At 65.7% G+C, this 19,643-nt stretch carries 19 protein-coding genes and 1 pseudogene; 4 read left to right on the top strand and 16 right to left on the bottom strand.

All coding sequences use genetic code 11. The annotated features are described in order from the left end of the window. Positions 1-129 precede the first annotated feature (129 nt). The gene (gene rlmN, locus ACWW36_RS19115) at positions 130-1,227 is read right to left on the bottom strand and encodes a 23S rRNA (adenine(2503)-C(2))-methyltransferase RlmN (protein WP_456137544.1); all 1,098 of its coding nucleotides are present in this window, start codon (positions 1,225-1,227) and stop codon (positions 130-132) included. A gap of 93 nt (positions 1,228-1,320) precedes the next feature. Between rlmN and ACWW36_RS19110 the strand changes: the two genes are divergently transcribed. Then, entirely contained in the window at positions 1,321-2,253 is a 933-nt protein-coding gene (locus ACWW36_RS19110; protein WP_456142553.1) for a DMT family transporter, read from the top strand. On the opposite strand, the gene ACWW36_RS19105 is transcribed toward ACWW36_RS19110, so the two are convergent. From ACWW36_RS19105 to ACWW36_RS19090, 4 genes are all read right to left on the bottom strand, one after another. Continuing rightward, positions 2,164-3,048 (bottom strand): phosphatidate cytidylyltransferase, encoded by an 885-nt coding sequence (locus ACWW36_RS19105; RefSeq protein WP_456137543.1) that lies wholly within the window; start codon positions 3,046-3,048, stop codon positions 2,164-2,166. The two genes, ACWW36_RS19110 and ACWW36_RS19105, sit on opposite strands and share 90 nt — an antisense overlap. Beyond that, entirely contained in the window at positions 3,048-3,605 is a 558-nt protein-coding gene (gene frr, locus ACWW36_RS19100; protein WP_456137542.1) for a ribosome recycling factor, read from the bottom strand. The genes ACWW36_RS19105 and frr overlap by 1 nt, the downstream gene beginning before the upstream one ends. A gap of 42 nt (positions 3,606-3,647) precedes the next feature. After that, positions 3,648-4,400: a UMP kinase gene (gene pyrH / locus ACWW36_RS19095; RefSeq protein WP_456137541.1), complete on the bottom strand. Its 753-nt coding sequence runs from the start codon at positions 4,398-4,400 to the stop codon at positions 3,648-3,650. A gap of 89 nt (positions 4,401-4,489) precedes the next feature. Beyond that, positions 4,490-5,173, bottom strand: a complete 684-nt coding sequence (locus ACWW36_RS19090; protein WP_456137540.1) for a class I SAM-dependent methyltransferase — start codon at positions 5,171-5,173, stop codon at positions 4,490-4,492. A gap of 45 nt (positions 5,174-5,218) precedes the next feature. On the opposite strand from ACWW36_RS19090, the gene ACWW36_RS19085 reads away from it, so the two are divergent. Further along, on the top strand, positions 5,219-5,650 hold the full coding sequence (locus tag ACWW36_RS19085; protein WP_456137539.1) for a MarR family winged helix-turn-helix transcriptional regulator: 432 nt from the start codon (positions 5,219-5,221) through the stop codon (positions 5,648-5,650). A gap of 73 nt (positions 5,651-5,723) precedes the next feature. Here ACWW36_RS19085 and ACWW36_RS19080 read toward each other — a convergent pair whose 3' ends face one another. The 9 genes from ACWW36_RS19080 to rpsB all read right to left on the bottom strand — a co-directional run bounded on the left by ACWW36_RS19080 (position 5,724) and on the right by rpsB (position 15,771). After that, a complete protein-coding gene (locus ACWW36_RS19080) occupies positions 5,724-7,700 on the bottom strand; it encodes a primary-amine oxidase (protein WP_456137538.1) in 1,977 nt (658 codons plus the stop codon). Further along, a complete protein-coding gene (locus tag ACWW36_RS19075) occupies positions 7,697-9,205 on the bottom strand; it encodes an APC family permease (RefSeq protein WP_456137537.1) in 1,509 nt (502 codons plus the stop codon). The genes ACWW36_RS19080 and ACWW36_RS19075 overlap by 4 nt, the downstream gene beginning before the upstream one ends. Positions 9,206-9,230: 25 nt before the next feature. Next, on the bottom strand, positions 9,231-9,956 hold the full coding sequence (locus tag ACWW36_RS19070; RefSeq protein ID WP_456137536.1) for an ABC transporter ATP-binding protein: 726 nt from the start codon (positions 9,954-9,956) through the stop codon (positions 9,231-9,233). Between the two features lie 2 nt (positions 9,957-9,958). Continuing rightward, positions 9,959-10,525 carry an FtsX-like permease family protein gene (locus tag ACWW36_RS19065; RefSeq protein ID WP_456137535.1) on the bottom strand — a complete coding sequence of 189 codons (567 nt, stop codon included), beginning with the start codon at positions 10,523-10,525 and terminating at the stop codon, positions 9,959-9,961. After that, positions 10,525-11,688 carry an FtsX-like permease family protein gene (locus ACWW36_RS19060; protein ID WP_456137534.1) on the bottom strand — a complete coding sequence of 388 codons (1,164 nt, stop codon included), beginning with the start codon at positions 11,686-11,688 and terminating at the stop codon, positions 10,525-10,527. Before ACWW36_RS19060 ends, ACWW36_RS19065 begins: the two co-directional genes overlap by 1 nt. Before the next feature lie 120 nt (positions 11,689-11,808). Next, positions 11,809-12,573: a class I SAM-dependent methyltransferase gene (locus ACWW36_RS19055; protein WP_456137533.1), complete on the bottom strand. Its 765-nt coding sequence runs from the start codon at positions 12,571-12,573 to the stop codon at positions 11,809-11,811. Next, positions 12,570-13,976, bottom strand: coding sequence for an amidase (locus ACWW36_RS19050; protein ID WP_456137532.1), 1,407 nt, complete (start codon positions 13,974-13,976; stop codon positions 12,570-12,572). Before ACWW36_RS19050 ends, ACWW36_RS19055 begins: the two co-directional genes overlap by 4 nt. Positions 13,977-14,114: 138 nt before the next feature. Continuing rightward, positions 14,115-14,930, bottom strand: coding sequence for a translation elongation factor Ts (gene tsf, locus ACWW36_RS19045; RefSeq protein WP_456137531.1), 816 nt, complete (start codon positions 14,928-14,930; stop codon positions 14,115-14,117). A 1-nt stretch (position 14,931) separates the two neighbouring features. Further along, the gene (rpsB, locus tag ACWW36_RS19040) at positions 14,932-15,771 is read right to left on the bottom strand and encodes a 30S ribosomal protein S2 (RefSeq protein ID WP_456137530.1); all 840 of its coding nucleotides are present in this window, start codon (positions 15,769-15,771) and stop codon (positions 14,932-14,934) included. A 329-nt stretch (positions 15,772-16,100) separates the two neighbouring features. Between rpsB and ACWW36_RS19035 the strand changes: the two are divergent. Both ACWW36_RS19035 and ACWW36_RS19030 read left to right on the top strand, forming a co-directional pair. Continuing rightward, positions 16,101-16,535, top strand: a pseudogene (locus ACWW36_RS19035) (M23 family metallopeptidase); the annotation flags it as partial. A 28-nt stretch (positions 16,536-16,563) separates the two neighbouring features. Continuing rightward, on the top strand, positions 16,564-17,526 hold the full coding sequence (locus tag ACWW36_RS19030) for an LLM class F420-dependent oxidoreductase (RefSeq protein ID WP_456137529.1): 963 nt from the start codon (positions 16,564-16,566) through the stop codon (positions 17,524-17,526). A gap of 6 nt (positions 17,527-17,532) precedes the next feature. On the opposite strand, the gene ACWW36_RS19025 is transcribed toward ACWW36_RS19030, so the two are convergent. Both ACWW36_RS19025 and ACWW36_RS19020 read right to left on the bottom strand, forming a co-directional pair. Then, positions 17,533-18,435, bottom strand: coding sequence for a tyrosine recombinase XerC (locus ACWW36_RS19025; RefSeq protein WP_456137528.1), 903 nt, complete (start codon positions 18,433-18,435; stop codon positions 17,533-17,535). A gap of 32 nt (positions 18,436-18,467) precedes the next feature. Next, positions 18,468-19,628, bottom strand: coding sequence for a lactate 2-monooxygenase (locus tag ACWW36_RS19020; RefSeq protein ID WP_456137527.1), 1,161 nt, complete (start codon positions 19,626-19,628; stop codon positions 18,468-18,470). Positions 19,629-19,643 lie beyond the last annotated feature (15 nt).

Raw genomic sequence — 19,643 nt, 5'->3', positions numbered from 1 at the left:
CGTCCCCCGAGACAATCCTCGGATCTTGCCCGCGTAGTGATTGACAACGCGCCACACCCGAAAAGAGTCGGTTCAGATGTCGCTCGCTACGCGGGCTATTTCAAATATGTCCCCCCGGGGGACACCCCGTCAGCCCTCGGCCGCCAATTGCCCACAGGCCGCGGCGATTTCGCGACCACGAGTGTCGCGCACCGTGCATGACACTCCACGCTCGCGTACCCGCTTGACGAATTCGCGTTCGGCGGCCTTCGGGCTGGCGTCCCATTCACTGCCCGGCGTCGGATTCAGCGGAATCACGTTGACGTGCACCAGCGGTCCCAGCGCACCGTGTAGTCGCTTACCCAAAAGATCGGCGCGCCAGGGTTGGTCGTTGATGTCGCGAATCAACGCGTACTCGATCGACACCCGCCGCCCCGTCACGTCCGCGTAATACCGTGCCGCATCAAGCGCTTCGCCGACCTTCCACCGGTTGTTCACGGGCACCAACGTGTCGCGCAGTTCATCGTCGGGCGCGTGCAGCGACAACGCCAGCGTCACACCGAGCCGCTCGTCGGCCAACTTCCGGATGGCCGGCGCCAACCCCACCGTCGACACCGTCACCGACCGCGCCGAAATGCCGAACCCCTGCGGCGGCGCTGCGATGATGCGACGCACCGCCTCCAACACCCGGTTGTAGTTGGCCAGTGGCTCCCCCATGCCCATGAACACGATGTTGGACAGCCTGCCGTGATCGCGGTCGCGCAGTTCAACGGACGCGGCACGCACCTGCTCGAGGATCTCCGCCGTCGACAGATTCCGCCTCAGGCCGCCTTGGCCCGTCGCGCAGAACGGGCACGCCATCCCACAGCCCGCCTGAGACGAAATGCAAACCGTGTTGCGCTGCGGATAGCGCATCAGCACCGACTCGAATGTCGTGCCGTCAACCGCACGCCACAGCATCTTTCGCGTCTCACCGGCGTCGCACTCGATCTCGCGCACAGCATCGAGCAGGCGCGGGAACAATGCGTCGGCAACCTGTTCGCGCACCGCGGCGGGTAAGTCGGTCATCTGACGCGGATCGGCGATCAACCGCCCGTAGTACTGATTGGCCAGTTGCTTACCGCGAAATGCGGGCAATCCCAAGTCCGCGACGGCCGCCGTGCGCCCGGCTTCGTCGAGGTCAGCAAGATGCCGCGGCGGCATCGCGCGTCGCGGAGCATCGAAGACTAAAGGCAAAGACGTGGGCATGGGCTCTTGTCAGTATCCCATCCACGGTTGGCGGAAATTGATTGGCGGCGGCCGGCGTTGGTCGCAACTATGAAAGCCATGGCCCTGCCGACCATGCCGCTGCGCACCGCGTCGAATCTGACGTTCTTCTACGCGTTGGGTTATCCCATTGGGGCGCTTGCTGTTTCAGCGATGTCCCCGATGGCCGTGCTGGTATTTCGGTTCGGGCTTGCCGGTGCGATCCTGTCCGGCTGGGCGTTGATCTCCCGTGTGACGTGGCCCACTGGCCGCACCCTGGCGCATGTCTTGGTCAGCGGCTTGCTCGCTCAGGCGTTGCAGTTCATCTGCCTGTATCTGGCGTTGATGCACGGGGCGCCCGCGGTGCTGGGCGCGGTGGTCATCTCCATGAATCCCGTGGTCACCGCCCTGCTGGCTACGACGTTCCTTGGCGAGAGCCTGACCTGGACGCGCGTCGGCGCGTTGGTCCTCGGCGTCCTCGCGGTACTGGCTGCGTGCGCTGGACGGCTGTTCGCGATCGGCGGCGTCGACACCGTCGTGCTGCTCCTGCTCGTCGCGCTGATCAGCATCGCCGCGGGCGGGGTCTACCAGCAGCGCTTCTGCTCCGGCGTGGACTTCCGGGCCACCGCGGCGCTGCAGAACGCCGTGTCCCTGCTGCCGGTGGCGGTGTTGGCCACGGTCATGCCGTTCACGGTGACGGATCCGTGGAAGGCGGCGGGTGCCGTCGCGGCCGTGGTGCTGTTCAACGCCACCTTGTGCATGACGCTCTACGTGCGCGCGATCAACAACTACGGCGCAGCCGCGGTCGCGATGCTGTTCGCCGTCATCCCCGCGGTCGCGGGTGTGTTGTCGTGGCTCATGCTGGGTCAGCGGCCCGACATCGGGATCGCTATAGGACTCGTGGTCGGCGCGGCGGCGTGTTGGCTGAACGCCAGCGCGTTACGCAAGCAGCGTCAGGACGATCCAGCCGGCGACGGCCGACGGGAGCATCGCGTCGATCCGGTCCATGATGCCCCCGTGACCCGGTAGCAGCGTGCCCATGTCCTTGATCCCGAGGTCGCGCTTGACCTGCGACTCGACCAGATCGCCGAGGACGCCGGTGATCACCAGCATCAGCCCGAGCGGCACACCGACCCAGGCCGGTTTGTCCATCAAGAACGCCACCGACAAGACGGCCGCTGCGACGCCGAACAGGAGCGAGCCGCCCAGCCCCTCCCACGACTTCTTCGGGCTGATGGCCGGCACCATCAGATGCTTGCCGAACAACACACCGGCGACGTAGCCGCCGATATCGGCGAAGACGACGGTGGCGATCACGGTGAACACCCGGGCGCCGCCCCGGTCCTGGAAGATCAACAGCGCACTGAAGCTGGCGAACAGCGGCACCCACGTCGCCAGCAGCACCGTGGCCGAGATGTCGCGCAGATAATTCACGGGCTGCTCGCCGAGACCCTGGCCGACCAGGCGCCACACCATGCACACCACGATCGTTCCGCCGTAGGCGCCCATGAGGCCCGCGGGGCCGTAGGGCCACGTCAGCCAGATCATGGCCAGGCAGCCGATCAACAACGGAATCACCGGAAGCTCGTAGCCCGCCTCGCGCAGCCGCCGCACGACCTCGTGAGTAGCCATTGGAATGAAAACGGACAGCACCGGCAGCCATCCGATCGGCGCAAAGAGCAAAACCCCAATGGCCATCGCGCCCAACAGCACGCCCACCGCGATCGCGGCCGGCAGATTGCGGCCCGCGCGGGATGCTTTCTTGGGCGGCTCTGTCGGGCCGGCGTCGGTGTCTGCCACAGGAGTCGCTCGCTGATCGGTCACTAGACCTCCAGCAGCTCGCCTTCTTTGTGTTTGACCAGCTCGTCGATCTGGGCCGTGTATTGATGCGTGGTCTTGTCGAGGTCCTTCTCGGCGCGCGCCACGTCGTCCTCGCCGGCTTCGCCGTCTTTCTTGATGCGGTGCAGTTCCTCCATCGCCTTCCGGCGGATGTTGCGCACCGTGACTCTCGCATCTTCGCCCTTGGCCTTGGCTTGCTTCACGAGGTCGCGACGACGCTCCTCGGTCAGCTGCGGGATCGCCACACGGATGACGTTGCCGTCGTTGGTGGGGTTGACCCCCAGATCGGAGTTGCGGATCGCGTCCTCGATGTTGCGCAGCTGGTTCGCCTCGTACGGCTTGATGACCACGAGGCGCGCCTCGGGAACGTTGATGCTGGACAGCTGTGTGATCGGGGTGGCCGAACCGTAGTAGTCAACGTGGACGCGCGCGAACATCCCGGGATTGGCCCGGCCGGTGCGGATCGACGACAGGTCGTCGCGCGCCACCGACACCGCCTTCTCCATCTTCTCTTCGGCATCGAAGAGGGTTTCGTCGATCACTGTGCTTCTCCTGTCCTGCTCCTCGCGTGCGCAGCCCGCCCGTCAGGTGGTGACCAGTGTTCCGATCTTCTCACCTGCGACCGCCCGCGCGATATTGCCGTCGATGAGCAGGTTGAACACCAGGATCGGCATGCCGTTGTCCATGCACAGGCTGAACGCGGTGGCGTCGGCGACCTTGAGGCCCCGGTCGATGACTTCTCGGTGGCTGATCGCGGTCAGGAGTTCGGCGTCGGGATGGAGCCGCGGGTCCGCGGTGAAGACGCCGTCGACACCCTTGGCCATCAGCACCACCTCGGCGCCGATCTCGAGTGCACGCTGCGCAGCCGTGGTGTCCGTCGAAAAGTACGGCAACCCCATACCGGCGCCGAAGATCACCACACGGCCCTTCTCGAGGTGCCTGCGGGCGCGCAGCGGAATGTACGGTTCGGCAACCTGACCCATCGTGATCGCGGTCTGCACGCGCGTCGCGATGCCCTCTTTTTCCAGGAAGTCTTGCAGCGCAAGGCTGTTCATCACGGTTCCGAGCATGCCCATGTAGTCGCTGCGGGTGCGCTCCATGCCGCGCTGCTGCAGCTGTGCGCCACGGAAGAAGTTGCCGCCGCCGATGACGACGGCAACTTGGACACCGCTGCGGACCACTTCGGCGATCTGCCGAGCAACCAGGTGCACTACATCGGGATCAAGGCCCACCTGCCCACCGCCGAACATCTCGCCGCCGAGCTTCAGCAGCACACGGGAGTACATCGGCCTGATGGGTGATGCGTCGGCACCGTTGGTGGTGGTCGGTTCCGCCATCCGACTCCTTCGGGGTCCTCGCGAAAGATCGCCCCTAATCCTGCCCCATAGCGGCCGCATAGCCGCCATGGGGTGGGCCGCGTGGCGGATTAGCTCTCGGGTAGGTGTGCGCTCAGCAGCCAGGCCGGGACCGACTTGCGACCGTTGGGCTCATCGCGCACGTCGCCGAACGGCGTCGGCAAGCCGTCGATGTTGTCCGGGAGGCTGGCGTGGATGCGGGCAGGCCTGATCTCGTCGATAACCCAGTACTTGGAGACCACGTCGCGAAGCTCGTCCTCGGTGACGGGGTTGGCGGGTCCGTCGGGCAGGCCGGCGCGGTCGAACACCAGCGCGAAGTACGAAGCGCCCGGTGCGGCCGCGCGCACAATCGACTGCTGGTATCCCTCTCGCGCCTCCACGGGGATGGAGTGGAACAACGTCGAGTCGACGATGGTGCCGAACCGGCCGTCGTATCCGGTGAACGCACTGATGTCGGCGACCTCGAAGGTGGCGTTGGTCAACCCGCGCTTGGCCGCTTCGGCCTTGGCCAGCTCGATGGCTGTCGGAGACAGGTCGAGTCCGACCGTGGTGACACCACGCTCCGCGAGATACAGCGAGATCGCCGCCTCGCCACAGCCGACGTCGAGCACGTCGCCGTGGAACTTGCCCTGCTCGATCAGCGCCGCGAGCTCAGGCTGCGGTTCGCCGATGCTCCACGGCGGCTTGGTTCCTAGTCCCAGCTCCTGGGCCTCGCCCTTGTATGCGTTTTCGAAGAGATCCTGTGGCATTGTCATGCCTCCGGTATATCAATCTGCTTGATATGTGTCAATATGCTTGATATGAGTGAGTCGTTTGAGGACCAGCCGCTCGGCTATCTGTTGAGCCGGGCGATGTGGGCGCTGAAGACCGATGTGACCGCGACGGTCCTCGACCCGTTGGAAGTGGCGTTCCCCGAATACCTCTGCATGCGGGTCCTCTCGAAATTCCCCGGCCAGTCCAACGCCGACCTCGCGCGTGCGCTGAACGTGTCACCGCAGGCGATGAACATGGTGCTGCGCGGTCTGGAGGATCGCGGGCTGGTCACGCGACCGCCAAGCGTGTCATCCGGCCGATCGCTGCCGGCCCAGCTCACCCGCGAAGGAGAGGAACTGCTGAAGCGCACCGATGCGGGGGTGCGCGCAGCAGAGCGCCGGCTGATGGCGAATCTGACCGACAAGGAACGTCACGAATTCAAGCGAACTCTCGCGACGCTCGGCACTGACCCGATCTAGTGCTTGTCGCCGGCAGACGCAAACGCACCCGACACGCCGACGTTTTAGGGACTTTTGCGTCTGTTCGCGCAGATTAGTGGTGGTGGCAGGCCGCCGGCGGTGAGGGCGGGACGTCCAGCGCCGGGTTGCCGTCGAAGAAGCCGATCGGCTTGAGGTGGAACCCCGTATAGGCGCACGGCATCACCGGCCAGTCCTCCGGCCGCACGACGTGGTGGGCGCCCAGTGTGTACCACAGCACGACGTCGGTGTTCTCCAACGGCGCATCGTCGGCGATGAACTGCGGCAGCCCCTGCATGTCGGGTGACTGGTACATGTAGTCGCCCGCCGCGAACTTCTCATCCGGGTCGTACTTGGTCACCCACAGGTTGTGCTGGACGAAGCGCGCGCGGTCGTAGATATACGAACCCTCCTGCACCATCACCGGCACCATGTCGCGTGGTGTCAGCTTGTAGGCGACCGGGCTGCCCAACTCGTTCTTCTTGGACGGGTTGGTGATCTTCCAGTACCTGCCTTTCGACCAGTCCCAGTCGCGGGCCCCGTCGGCCTCGGACGCGACGAGCGTGTCCTGGGTGATCCAGGCGTTGTGATGTGGGTTGAGCTCCGGGTCGGGCTCGGGTATCGAGTCGACCTCGTAGACGCTGTTACCGGCGCCGTCGACGCTCATGTCGAGCCGGAAGTTGAAGAAGTGCTGATGGTTTGGGCCGTAGATGTTGGGCGCCACCATCTTGCCCCACCGCGGCTCCTCACCGTCGAGCACAGCGCCGGTGGTGAGCACGCCCGAGAGCTTGACCTCAACTTCCATCGAGGCGTCGTTGTAGAAGTACCAGAAGAACCCGTACTCGTAGTTGCCGACGGTGCAGATCATCGAGATCACCAACCGGCGCGCACGCCGCACCTCGACCTCGCCGGTGCGAAAGTCGGTGTGCTTCCACGAGATTCCGTAGTCCTCCTCGTGCATGCAGATGGCGTTCGGGATGGTGACCGCATTACCGGACGAGTCGTTGACCGTGCCGTCGAAGTAGAAGATCTCGCCAAGACAATCGCAGCCCAGCGTCAACGGGTTGGCCGAGAACCCCATGTCGACTTCGCCCATGTCGAAGACGTTCTTGTTCCAATGTGTGGGCGCTGTATCTCCATAGGGCACAACCATTTCCGACAACGACGCCCGGTAGACGATCGGCCGAACCTCACCCCGGTCCGTGTAGGTGATCTCGTGCAGGACGATGCCCTCACGCGGGTTGAAGCCCACCCGCATCGACCACTTCTGCCATTGCACCTTCCACCCGTCGACGGTGAAGCTCGGACCGTCGGGCTGGGTGATCTCGATGGGCTTGACGTCGTCACGGAACTTGGAGAACGCCGGCCGGTTGTTCTCATCGAACATGAACTGCTCGGCGTAGTTGCCCGCGGTTGGAGGCAGCGGCACCACCCCGTAGTCCTCGATGTCGATGACCTTCATCGCGTCGAGGTCGAATGTAACGATCAGCCCCTCGACCGGGCGCGCATAGCCGTGCTCGGACGGCGCGGCCCGCATGAACGTCAACGGCCGGCAGATCAGCGGCGAGTTGTCGTAGTGGTCCTGCGGGCCGTAATAGCCTGCGGGCCAAGGGTCGATCATCGCGAGGTCGAAGTCGGTGACGCCACGCTTGCGCATCGCCTCCTGCCACCGCGGGTCGGCCCTGACGGCTTCCTCGACTCCGGTCATGTGCTCGACGAGGTAGGAGGGGAAGCGGCCGGGAATCGACTGCCACGAGTCGATGATCCTGGCACCGATGTCGACGATCGCCTCGTAGATCAGCTTGGCGGCACCGTCGTACATCGTGACGAACGCCCGCCGCGGCACGTCGACCGCGCCCTCGAACGTCAACTCCGGCGTCTTGTCGGGCTCAGCCAGCTGGATCATGACGAATCGCAATGTGGGAGTTGAGTACTCAGAATCCGTGATGACAGCCGCCGCCGTTTCGATCTCGGCGCCGGTCAGCGGGTCGAGCGGATACCGGGTCGCATCGCCTTTGGCATCCGTGCTCGGCACGGTGCTTTCCATTGTCATTTGGCTTCGTCCTTCAGCTCGAGTACGGCGAGATGTGCCAGTGCGTCTTCCGCGGAGGTCTTGTGCGCGGCCCGGCGGCCGAAGATGTAGACGACCACGCCGAGCAGGAACATGCCCACCGCGATGCTGCCGGTCCACACCATCCATGTGCCGTCTGGTACGTCCTTGATCCACGACTTCGCGAACGAGTAGTAGATGCCGCCGATGGTGCCCAACGTGCCGACGGTGACTGTGATCCACACGCCGACCATGCCGCCGGGTATGCGCCAGAACTTCTCGTTGGCATAGCGGTCGGCGTACTTCTTTCGCGCGAGGACAACCGGGAACAGGAAGAAGAACCCGGAGATGAGCCACGCGATGGACAGGCCGCCCTGCAGAAACACCGTGACGTTGGCCATGCTGCTCTGCGAGTACAAGCCGACCAGGATCAGCGACGACAGCACGCCCTGGATCAGCACCGCCGTCACCGGGTTACGCGTGCGCGGGTTCAGATGGGTGAAGATCCGCGGCAGGTGACGCTCCAGACCGGACACGAAGATCAGGCGCGAGTACGTGACCTGGTAGGACATCAACGCGACGAACACGATGATGGCCAGCACGACGGCGCAGACTTCCATCACGCCCGTGGGAGCGGCGGTGCCCAGCATGCCGATGACGCCGGTGACCGGGTTGATCTCATCGGCCGGCAGCACCATCACGGTTCCCAGCGTGGTCAGCAGGTAGATCAACACCAACGCGATCGACCCCCACACCACCATCTTCGGTCCGCTCTTGCGCACCGACAGGAACTCGGCACCCATGTTGTACGGCGTCTCGACACCGACGAGGTAGAGCAGGACGGTGCCATACAGGAAACCGGCACCGGCGAAGTCGGGCACCAGTGCGGCGTGCGCGTCGAACGGCTGGGCCGAACCGTGGCTGAACGCGTAAACCACGCCCGAGATGAAGATGACAGCGGTCAGGGCCCAGTAGACGACGAAGACGCCATTCATGATGCGCTGGTTTGCCGCAAGTTTCGCCAGGGCCAAACCGATGACGGCCCAGAGGAGCACCAGTTGCAGGATGATCGTCAGCGTCAAGCCGAGTTCTGCGTGGAACGCCAGCAGCAGGAACTGCAGGATGATCGCCGGCGATGACGCGGAGTTCAGCACCACCGGTATCCACGACAGATAACCTCCGATGAACCCCCACGTTTCGCCCATCGTGCGAGTCGCCCAGATGTACACGCCGCCCTCACCGGGCCACAGGTTGCCCAGTTCCGCGACCGCCATGCCTGCCGGCACCAGGAACGTGAGAATGCCGAGGACCCACATCGGGATGGCCGTCCAGCCTCCCGCGGCCATGATCGACGAGCCGGTGATCCAGCAGATGATGAAGACATAGGTAGCCGTGAGACCGAAGGTGGTCATCACCTTCGGCAGTACTTGCTCGGGGACCAGCTCAGTGGTCAGCAGCTTGTCGCGCGCTGGCGCCGACGGCGAGGCCGCTTCGAGTTCTTGAGTCATATGAGTCTCTCCCAAAAGCGTTGGGTCAGTTGACTATTTGTCCGTCTTTCATGCGGACAACACGGGTCGCTTCGTCGGCCACCGTGGGGTCATGAGTGCTGGCGACGACGGTGACGCCCAGCGTGGAACACAGGTCGCGCAACATGCGCACCACCGTTTCCCCCGTGCGGTGGTCCAGGTTGGCCGTCGGCTCGTCGGCGAGAACGAGCGTCGGGCTGCTGATCAGCGAGCGCGCAATCGCGGTGCGCTGCTGTTCGCCACCCGACATCTTCGTCGGCTGGTGGTGAATACGATGGCCGAGGCCTACCAGCTCGAGAAGCTCGGTCGCCCTCTTGCGCAGCGACTTTCGGTCGTACGGCTCGAACATCAATGGCAGCTCGACATTCTCGACCGCCGAAAGGAACGGAATCAGGTTGTAACTCTGGAAGATGAAGCCGACGGTGTCGTGCCGCAGCGCCGCGAACTGGCTTTCGGTCAGGGTCGCCGTGTCACGTCCGGCCACTTTGACCGTGCCCTTCGTCGGCCGATCCAAGCCGCCGATGATGTTCAGCAGCGTCGACTTTCCGCTGCCGCTCGGCCCCATCAGACAGACGAACTCGCCCGGCATCACTTGCAGTTCGGCAGCCACCAACGCGCGAACCACCTCCTCGCCGAGCTTGTGCAGCTTCCAGACATCTGAGATCTCGATAACAGGCGCGGGCCCGTCGGCGAGCTCGGTTGTGGTGTCAGCTGTTTCGTCGAGTGCCGTCATCGTCAACCTCCGGCGGTCAGGGAACGGATGGGGGGCCGCGACGCGGCATTGAACGTGGGCACGATGCTGGTCGCCAGCGCGGCGACGATGCTGACGCCGATGGCGATCGCAGCGCCGAGGATCATTCCCCCGGCGGACACTCCGGTGGCCGCCAAACCAGCTGCGGCCAAGATGATGCCGGTCAGCGCAGCCAGCAATGCACCCACCAGCGCGCCCAGCACCGCCGCGATCACCGGCTCGACGAGCAGCGCGGCCACCACAGGTCTGCGGGGTATGCCGTTGGCACCCAGCACACCAAGCTCACGCGTGCGATGGGCAACGGTCCGCGTGGTCGCCACCGCGACCTCGACCACACCGACCAGAAGAACGGTCACCGCGATCAACACGACAGCGCGCCCGATCTCGTCGGCGTGTCCCAGTGAGGCGGATTGTTCGCGAATTCCATCGGACAGCCCGAAGACGATCACGACGAGGAACGCACCGGTGGCTGTGGTGACGACGGGCAGCACCATTTCGCGGATCCGGCGCCGCGCGGCGAGCCAGCCGTAGGACAACCCTTTGCGCATCATCAGTGCTCCCCCAGCAGGTCGACCGGTCGTTGTTGCAACAGCCGGTGCACCGGAATCAGGGCGCCGACAATGGCCATCGCCGGCAGGAATGCCGCGACCATGCCTGCGGCCTGCAACCACGCTGTGGGCGTGGCGATCTCGGGAATCACCATCGCCACGGCGGCGCCCGCGCCGATCACGCCGACTAGATACGCGGCGATGAAGACGATCCCCGACTCGACGAGGAAGAAGTAGAGCACTTCGTCGGCCAGCCCGATGCTGGACATGATGCCGAATTCGCGTCGCCGTTCCTGCACAGCCGCCAAGAAGGACGACACCGCGATGACGAAGCCCAGCCCCAGCCCGATGGTCGAGATGAGCCCAAGCGTCGAACTGGTCACCTTGCCGGAGAACAGCGCAGAGAACTTCTGCTCGAATGTCAGCGGACCCGAGCCGCCGACCGTGTCATAGGTCAGCCCGTCGCCGTGCGGATCCGGTTTCACCGACGGATCCGACGTCGACTCGAGTCCGACCGAGCCGCCGAAGATCTGAGCGAGGTCGCGTCGTTTCTCGTCTCCGGGCGGTGCGACGACCGTCCACCAACCGTTGTCGCCGACGATCGATCGCGCGAACGACGTGGCCACCGTGATCGACTGTCCGTTGCCCGTGACGGCGACGACGAGACTCTGTCCACCGACGACAACTCGATCACCGGCCTGCAGCTTGAGCCGCGTAGCGGCGTCGGACCCTAAAGCGGCTTGGCCACTGGGGATTTCGTCGCTACCGCGCAGCGATACATCGCTGCCGTTGACCTGGGTGACACCGGAGACGGTTTGCGTTGCGGTCCAGCCCGCGGGGATCGTGATGGCCGGTGCGGGACCGTCGGCGACCAGTGCCTGAGCTCCTGCGTCGTAATGAACGCCCGCGGCGGGCACCACCCAAAGCTGCGCGCCCCCCAGCACATCGGTCACCGAATCCGCACCCGTGATGGCGAAACTCGCTGAGATCGTGCGCACAACGGTCACGCAGGCGATCGCCAGCGCGATGCCGAGCACGGAAAGCACGAACCGCTCCGGGCGCCGGCGGATGTTGGCCACCGCGAACCGCACGAGGCACAGGAAGGTGTTGCCGGGCGCGGTGGCGATCTCCGGTGACCGAACGGATGTGGGCGCAGTTGTCTCCACAAACAGGGATGGTCGGGCCGAAAAGTTTCACCTACGGCTGCGCGGAATGTCCGCGGCGTTAACTCAGAGGCTCTGCCGTTACGGCGCTGTGTCGCGGCCGCAACGGATTTCGTTGTCTACTCAGGCCCGTCGGCCGATTCCCGCCATCATGATCGGCGTGTAGACACGCAGGCTTTCGCCGAAGCGGGCCGAGGTCGCGTCGGCCTCCTCGGCCGAAAGCATGCCTGCGTCGACGAGCGCACCGCGCAGACTCTCGAACGACAATCGAAAGAATTCGAAGCCGGGCGACGTCGAGTCGATGATCCGCGCGCGGCCCTCACCGCGCACATCGGTCAGGCCCGCGGCTTCGAGGTCGCTCACCACGCGACGGCCGTAGTCGCGTTCGAATCCGGCTTGCTCCATGAAGCGCATGACCACTTCGGCGACGTTGTCGATCGACGGATCCTGGTCCTCGAAGCCGAAACAGGTCCAGTCGTAGTCTTCGATCACCATCCAGCCGCCTGGACGCAACGTGGTCGCCAGCCGGGCGAGGATCTGTGTGCGATCAACGAGGTGTTCGAACACCAAACGCGCATGGACTAAATCGAATTCGGACGCAGGCAACTCATCGGTGCGGATGTCCATGCGCCGGACCTCGATGGCGTCGGAAGCAAGCGATTCGACGAATCGGGTGTCGATGTCGACGGCCAGCACCGAGGCGCCGCGGCCGGCCATCCATTGCACGAGGGAACCGCCGCCGGCGCCGATCTCAAGACATTTCCAGCCGCGACCGATGCCAAGCTCATCCAGCAGCGCTTGACTGCCCGGATCCCACAGCGCCTCCATCGCTGACAGTCGCGTCCGCTCCTCGGCGAAGCCTTGGTCGTAGACGTAATCGCGCGTCATGAGTGAATGCGCTGCCAGGGGCGGGCCTCTTCGAGTTCGTAGGCCAATTCCAGCAGCCTCGCCTCGTGACCCATAGGTGCGGCGAACATCATCCCGACGGGGATGCCCGATGCGGATTCCGCAAGCGGCAAAGAGATCGCAGGCTCACCGGTCGCGTTCTGCAGCGGCGTGAACGCCACCCAATCGATGAGCCGGTCGATGATCTGTTCGTACTCGGCGGTGGGGTCGAGATGGCCGATGCGCGGAGGCGGGTCGGCCAGCGTCGGCATCAACACCACGTCGTAGGTTGCGGTGAGGCGGGAGGTGATGCGCCGAACACGGGACAGCCGCGCAATCGCCAGAGGCAGCTTGTGGAGATTGCGGCCGGCGAAGCGCTCCAGACCCAACGTCAGGTTGTCCAGCCGCGTGCGATCGAAGCTCGCCCCGAACGAGCGGCGTCCACCGCGCACCAACGCGAACGCCAAAAACGACCAGTACAAAAGGAAGTCGTCCATGAACTGCTGTGGCACCGGGTTGTCGATCTGCGTGACCTTATGACCGAGTTCTTCGAGCAGCGTGGCTGTCTTCAGCGTCAGCTCCCGCACCTCGGGGCTGGCCTCGCGCGCGATCGACTGCGTACACACCGCGATCTGCAGGCGCTGCTTGGCGGGATGGGTGACGTCGCCGATCGGGGGAAGCTTCGGGTTGCGCGACACCCGCTCCATCTCCCGATAGAACGCCGCTGTATCGCGCACCGACCTCGTGACGACGCCGTTGGCGACGATCCGCAGAGGCATCTGCCGCATCTCCTTGTCGAGCGGCAGGCGACCACGCGACGGCTTGAGCCCGACTAATCCGTTGCAGGAGGCGGGGATTCGGATCGATCCACCGCCGTCGTTCGCATGCGCAATAGGAACCACGCCCGCCGCGACGAACGCCCCCGAACCCGATGACGACGCTCCAGCGGTGTGGTCGGGATTCCACGGGTTGCGGACCGCGCCCAGCCGCGGGTGCTCGGCCGACGCGCTGAAACCGAACTCGGACAGTCGCGTCTTGCCCAGCGGGACGAGACCCGTCGCGAGGTAGGAGCGCGCGAAGTCGCCGTCGATCGGCGCGGGCCGAGGGTCCCAGGCGTCGGTGCCGTTCATCGTCGGCATGTCACCTACGGCGACGTTGTCCTTGATGAACGACGGGACGCCGTCGAAGTAGCCGCCATACCGGATTGCCCCGCGCGCACGTTCCCGCGCGCGATCGAATGCCTCGTGGGCGAGGCCGTTCAGCGTCGGGTTGACCGCCTCGGCGCGGGCGATGGCGGCCTCGACAAGCTCGGCGGCCGACACCCGCCCATCGCGCAGGGCGTCGACGAGACCTACCGCATCAAGTTCGCCGAGGGCGTCGTCGCCGAAGGCGTGAATTTGCGTCATGTCCAGACGGTACCAACTCGTACCGCCTCAACGGACCCGACTGCCGCCAACGCGTCCTATTGCCGAGATTGCACTGAGGGTCGCGGACTTCGGTCACAGCCCTGTATGCAATCTCGGCGCTGGCACGGCGCGCGCCTGTTAGGCCTGGCCGACCTCGAACCGGACGAACCGCGTCACCGTCACGCCCGCCTCGTCGAGCAGGGCCTTCACGGTCTTCTTGTTGTCGGACACCGACGGCTGGTCCAGCAGCACGACGTCCTTGTAGAAGCCGGTCACACGACCTTCGACGATCTTGGTCAGCGCCTGCTCGGGCTTGCCCTCGTTGCGGGCGGTCTCCTCGGCGATGCGGCGCTCGTTGGCGACGACATCCTCCGGGACATCCTCACGGGTGAGGTACTTGGCCTTGAGCGCGGCGATCTGCAGGGCGACCGCGTGCGCGGCCTCAGCGTTGCCGCCCGTGTACTCCACCAGCACACCGACGGCCGGCGGCAGATCCGCGGCCCGCTTGTGCAGGTAGGTCTCGACAGTGCCGTCGAAGTAGGCGATCCGACGCAGTTCGAGCTTCTCGCCGATCTTGGCGGAAAGGTCGGCGATGACCTGCTCGACGGTGGTGTCGCCGACCTTGGCGGCCTTGAGGGCGTCGACGTCGGCTGCCTTCGCCTCGGCAGCCGCCGCGACGATCTGGTCTGCCACCGACTGGAACTCCGCGTTCTTCGCGACGAAGTCGGTCTCGGAGTTCAGCTCGATCAGCGCGCCGTCCTTGGCGGCGACCAGGCCTTCGGCCGTGGCCCGCTCGGCGCGCTTGCCGACATCCTTCGCGCCCTTGATGCGCAGCAGCTCGACGGCTTTGTCGAAGTCACCGTCGGCCTCAACCAGCGCGTTCTTGCTGTCGAGCATGCCGGCACCGGTCAGCTCCCGGAGTCGCTTGACGTCGGCAGCGGTGTAGTTCGCCATCTCAGCCTTCCGTGGTTTTGGGTTCGGTTTGGGTCTCGGCCGCAGGCGCCTCCGTGGCCGCCGTGGCCGTGGCGCTGGCCAGCAGCTCCTGCTCCCATTCTGCGAGCGGCTCCGCGCCCTCGGCCTCGGCCTTGTCGCCGTCGCGGCCAACGCCGGCACGGGCCTGCAGGCCCTCGGCCACTGCGGACGCGATCACCTTGGTGAGCAGCGCGGCCGAGCGGATCGCGTCGTCGTTGCCCGGAATCGGGTAGTCGACGAGATCGGGATCGCAGTTGGTGTCGAGGATCGCGATGACCGGGATGCCCAGCTTGCGGGCCTCGCCGACGGCGATGTGCTCCTTGTTGGTGTCGACGACCCACACGGCGCTGGGCACCTTCTGCATGTCGCGAATACCGCCGAGGCTGCGCTCGAGCTTGTTCTTCTCGCGGGTCAGCATCAGGATTTCCTTCTTGGTGCGACCCTCGAAGCCACCGGTCTGCTCCATGGCTTCCAGCTCCTTGAGGCGCTGCAGCCGCTTGTGCACGGTGGAGAAGTTGGTGAGCATGCCGCCCAGCCAGCGCTGGTTCACGTAGGGCATGCCGACGCGGGTCGCCTCCTCGGCGATGGATTCCTGGGCCTGCTTCTTGGTGCCGACGAACATGATGCTGCCGCCGTGGGCGACAGTCTCTTTGACGAACTCGTACGCCTTGTCGATGTAGGTCAGCGTCTGCTGCAGATCGATGATGTAGATGCCGTTGCGGTCGGTGAAGATGAACCGCTTCATCTTGGGATTCCATCGACGGGTCTGGTGCCCGAAGTGGGTGCCGCTGTCAAGCAGCTGTTTCATGGTCACTACGGCCATGGGTATATGCCTCTTTTGTTGTCGGTTGACGCGCAGCGCCGGGTGACGCCGAGCCCTGGTGCCTGCGGGATGCCAGACCCGTCCGGGACGGGACCGACGGCATCCGGGTGCGACCGCCGATTGGGTGGTCATGTGCAGACACGCGAAGTCAGCCCGCGCAAGCGAGCTGCGGTTAGCAGTTTACACGCTGGGAAGGGGTGCTTTTTCCACACTGACCTGGCCATCCACAGGTTGACGTTCGAGTGTGGCGCCGATGGTCTACGACGCGGTGAGCTGGACGTATGCGGCGACTTGCGGCGGTGGTGGCGATTGCAGTGGTGTGCGCGCCGCTGGCGCGGGCCGACGATGGCCGGCTGGACTGGCCGCTGCGGCCACGACCTGCGGTGACGCGGGGGTTCGATGCGCCGTCACCGAACTGGAACCGCGGCCATCGCGGCGTCGATCTGGCCGGGACGCCCGGCCAGCCGGTGTACGCGGCCGCGACCGGAACAGTCGTGTTCGCCGGAGAGTTGGCGGGCCGTCCGCTGGTGTCGATCGCCCACCCCGGCGGACTGCGGACCAGTTACGAGCCGGTGCAGCCGTCGGTTCGCGTCGGTCAGGTCGTCGCCGCAGGGGCCGTCGTCGGCGAGCTCGAGTCAGGCCATGACGGCTGCCCGGCCGCCGCGTGTCTGCATTGGGGCGCGATGTGGGGTCCGGCCGCGCGCGCCGACTACGTCGACCCACTCGGTCTGCTCGTGAGCACGCCGGTCCGGCTCAAGCCGCTGCACGGGTGACGGGCCTACCGTCGGATCCATGACCACCGACGCTCATCGCTCTCGTCCGCTGCGTTTCGGCCTGCACACCGCGTTGCCGCGCGGAACGGAGTTCGGCGCCTTCGCAATGGCCGTACAGGACGCGGGTTTCGACGTGCTGACGATTCCCGATCACCTTGTCGCATCGCTGTCACCCTTCGCGGGTGCGGCGGCCGCAGCGTTGGCGACCGATCAGCTGCATGTCGGCACGCTGGTGCTCAACAACGACTTTCGCCACCCCGTCGACACTGCGCGCGAGGCCGCAACCGTCGCCGCGGTGTCGGGCGGCCGCTTCGAACTGGGTCTCGGCGCCGGGCACATGAAAGCCGAATACGACGCCGCGGGGCTCAAGTTCGACTCCGGTAAGACACGGGTCGATCGGCTCGTCGAATCTGTCGACGTGATCCGGCCGCTGCTGTCGGGGCACGCCGTCGACGTCGACGGGGCGCACTATTGCGTGCGGGCAGAGGCCGCCGCTCTGGTCGCAGACCCGGGCGTCGATGTGCCACTGCTTATTGGCGGCAACGGAAACCGGGTGCTGGGGCTAGCCGGCCGCGTCGCCGACATCGCCGGCCTTGCCGGCTTCAGCCACAACCGCGACGCGACCAAGGTTGAACTCACTCACTTCGACGCCATCGGCCTCGAAGACCGGATTGGTGTGGTGCGTGACGCCGCGGGAGATCGGTTCGAGGCCGTCGAGCTCAACGCGCTGATCCAGTTCGTCGTGCACACCGACGACCGACACGCATCGGCCGCCGAACTGGCGGCGGCGTTCGGGGGCGTCTCGCCCGAGTTCGTGCTGGATTCGCCGTTCGTCCTACTCGGCTCCCATGAGCAGATGGCCGATACGCTCGTCGAACGCCAGCAGCGGTTCGGGGTGAGCTATTGGACGGTGTTCGATGAATGGGTCGGGCGCGAATCCGCCATGTCGGATATCGCGAAAGTCATTGCGCTGCTTCGCTAGTGGTACTCAAGCGCGCGGGTGAGCTTGGTCGTGGACGGCGCGTAACCGTGCGACCGTGACGTGGGTGTAGAGCTGCGTGGTGGCCAGCGTGGAGTGGCCGAGTAGTTCTTGAACGACGCGCAAGTCGGCACCGCCTTCGAGCAGATGGGTTGCCGCGCTGTGCCGCAGGCCGTGTGGGCCGATGTCGGGAGCGCCGTCGACAGCGGCGATGGTCTGGTGCACCACGGTGCGAGCCTGACGCGGATCAAGCCGACCGCCCCGTGCGCCTAACAGCAGTGCGGGCCCAGAATCCGCGGTCGCCAGCGCCGGTCGACCGTCCGACAGCCACGCCGTCAGTGCTGCCTGCGCCGGCTCGCCGAAGGGCACGGTGCGCTGCTTGTTGCCCTTGCCGAGCACGCGCAACAGCCGCCGCGATGTGTCGATGTCGTCGATGTCCAGGCCGCATAGCTCGCTGACGCGAATTCCGGTGGCGTACAACAGCTCTACGATCAACCGGTCGCGCAAGGCCATGGGATCCCCCTGCTGTGCACCGGATTTCGCAGCAGACATCGCGTCGAGCGCCTGGTCCTGACGCAGCACGGCGGGCAACGTGCGATGCGCCTTGGGCACTTGCAGCCGTGTGGCGGGGTCGCTTGTCAATAACCCGCGCCGCGCCGCCCACGCGGTGAACGTCTTGACTGCCGACGTGCGACGGGCCAGCGTCGTACGCGCCGCGCCTGTCGCCGCCTGGGACGCGAGCCACGACCGCAGAATCGGCAGGGTCAGGTTCGTCGGCGTCGCGTCGGGTACGCGGTCGGCAAGGAAGTCGAACAGCGAGCGCAAGTCGCCGAGATATGCGCGGCGAGTGTGCTCGGAGCGGTCACGCTCCAGCGCGAGATACTCGTCGAACTCCTCGAGAATGGCGTCCACTGCCCTACCGTCGCAGATCGCGGGGCTGCCCTCTACGTGACGCGCCGCAACGCCTCCGGTGTGAGGTCCTTGAGCGTCGGATAGCCGTCGACGGCCATGATCAGGTCGGTTTCGGCCAACAGGGAGCGCAGCACGTGCACGACACCGTCCTCGCCGCCGATCGCCAGTCCGTACGCGTAGGGCCTGCCGATGCCGACCGCGGTGGCGCCAAGGGCAAGTGCCTTGACGATGTCGGCGCCGCTGCGGATGCCGGAATCAAACAGCACGGGCAGCCCGTCGGCGGCTTCGACGACTGCGGGCAGACAGTCGATCGCAGGAATGCCGCCGTTCGCTTGGCGGCCACCGTGGTTGGAGCAGTAGATGCCGTCCACGCCGCCGTCCTTGGCGCGACGAGCGTCGTCGGGATGGCAGATGCCCTTGACGATCAGCGGCAGGTCGGTCAGCGAGCGCAGCCAGGGAAGGTCGTCCCACGTCAGCGGATTGCCGAAGATCGACACCCAGCGCAGTACCGCGCCTTGCGGGTTCTGTTCGGGTGGCTGGTCGAGGCTCGCGCGGAACACCGGATCGCTGGTGTAGTTCGCCAGGCAGCGCCCCCGCAGCTGCGGGAAGTTCGACGTCGCGAGGTCGCGCGGTCTCCAGCCGGGCACCCAGGTGTCCAGTGTGACGATGATGCCCTTGTAGCCCGCCGCCTCCGCGCGGTGTACCAGGCTGGCGGCAAGATCACGGTCGGTCGGTGTGTAGAGCTGGAAAAAGCCTGGGGTATCACCGAATTCGGCCGCGATGTCTTCCATCGGGTCTTCGGTCAGCGTCGAGATGACCATCGGCACACCGGTGCGTGCGGCGGCACGTGCGGTGGCCAGATCGCCGTGCCCGCTGTGGTCGCACAGGCCGATGACACCGATCGGCGCCATGAACACCGGCGACGGCAGTGCCAAGCCGAAGATGTCCACCGACAGGTCGCGTTCCCTGGCGCCGACGAACATCCGCGGCATCAGTCCCCAACTGTCGAACGCGGTCCGGTTGACCCGCTGGGTGCGTTCGTCGCCCGCGCCCCCGGCGACATACGACCAGATCGAGGGCGGCATCGCCGCCTCTGCCTTGGCCTCCCAGTCCGCATAGGCCATCGGCAGCGACGGCACGATGCCGGACAGCCCCTGAAGGTAGATCTCGAGTTGGTAGTCACCAAACGCCACGCGGCTAGCTTGCCA

Source organism: Mycobacterium sp. MMS18-G62 (assembly GCF_053877835.1).
The sequence above is the reverse complement of the archived record's forward strand: the minus strand, read 5'-3'. Positions and strand labels throughout refer to the sequence as shown.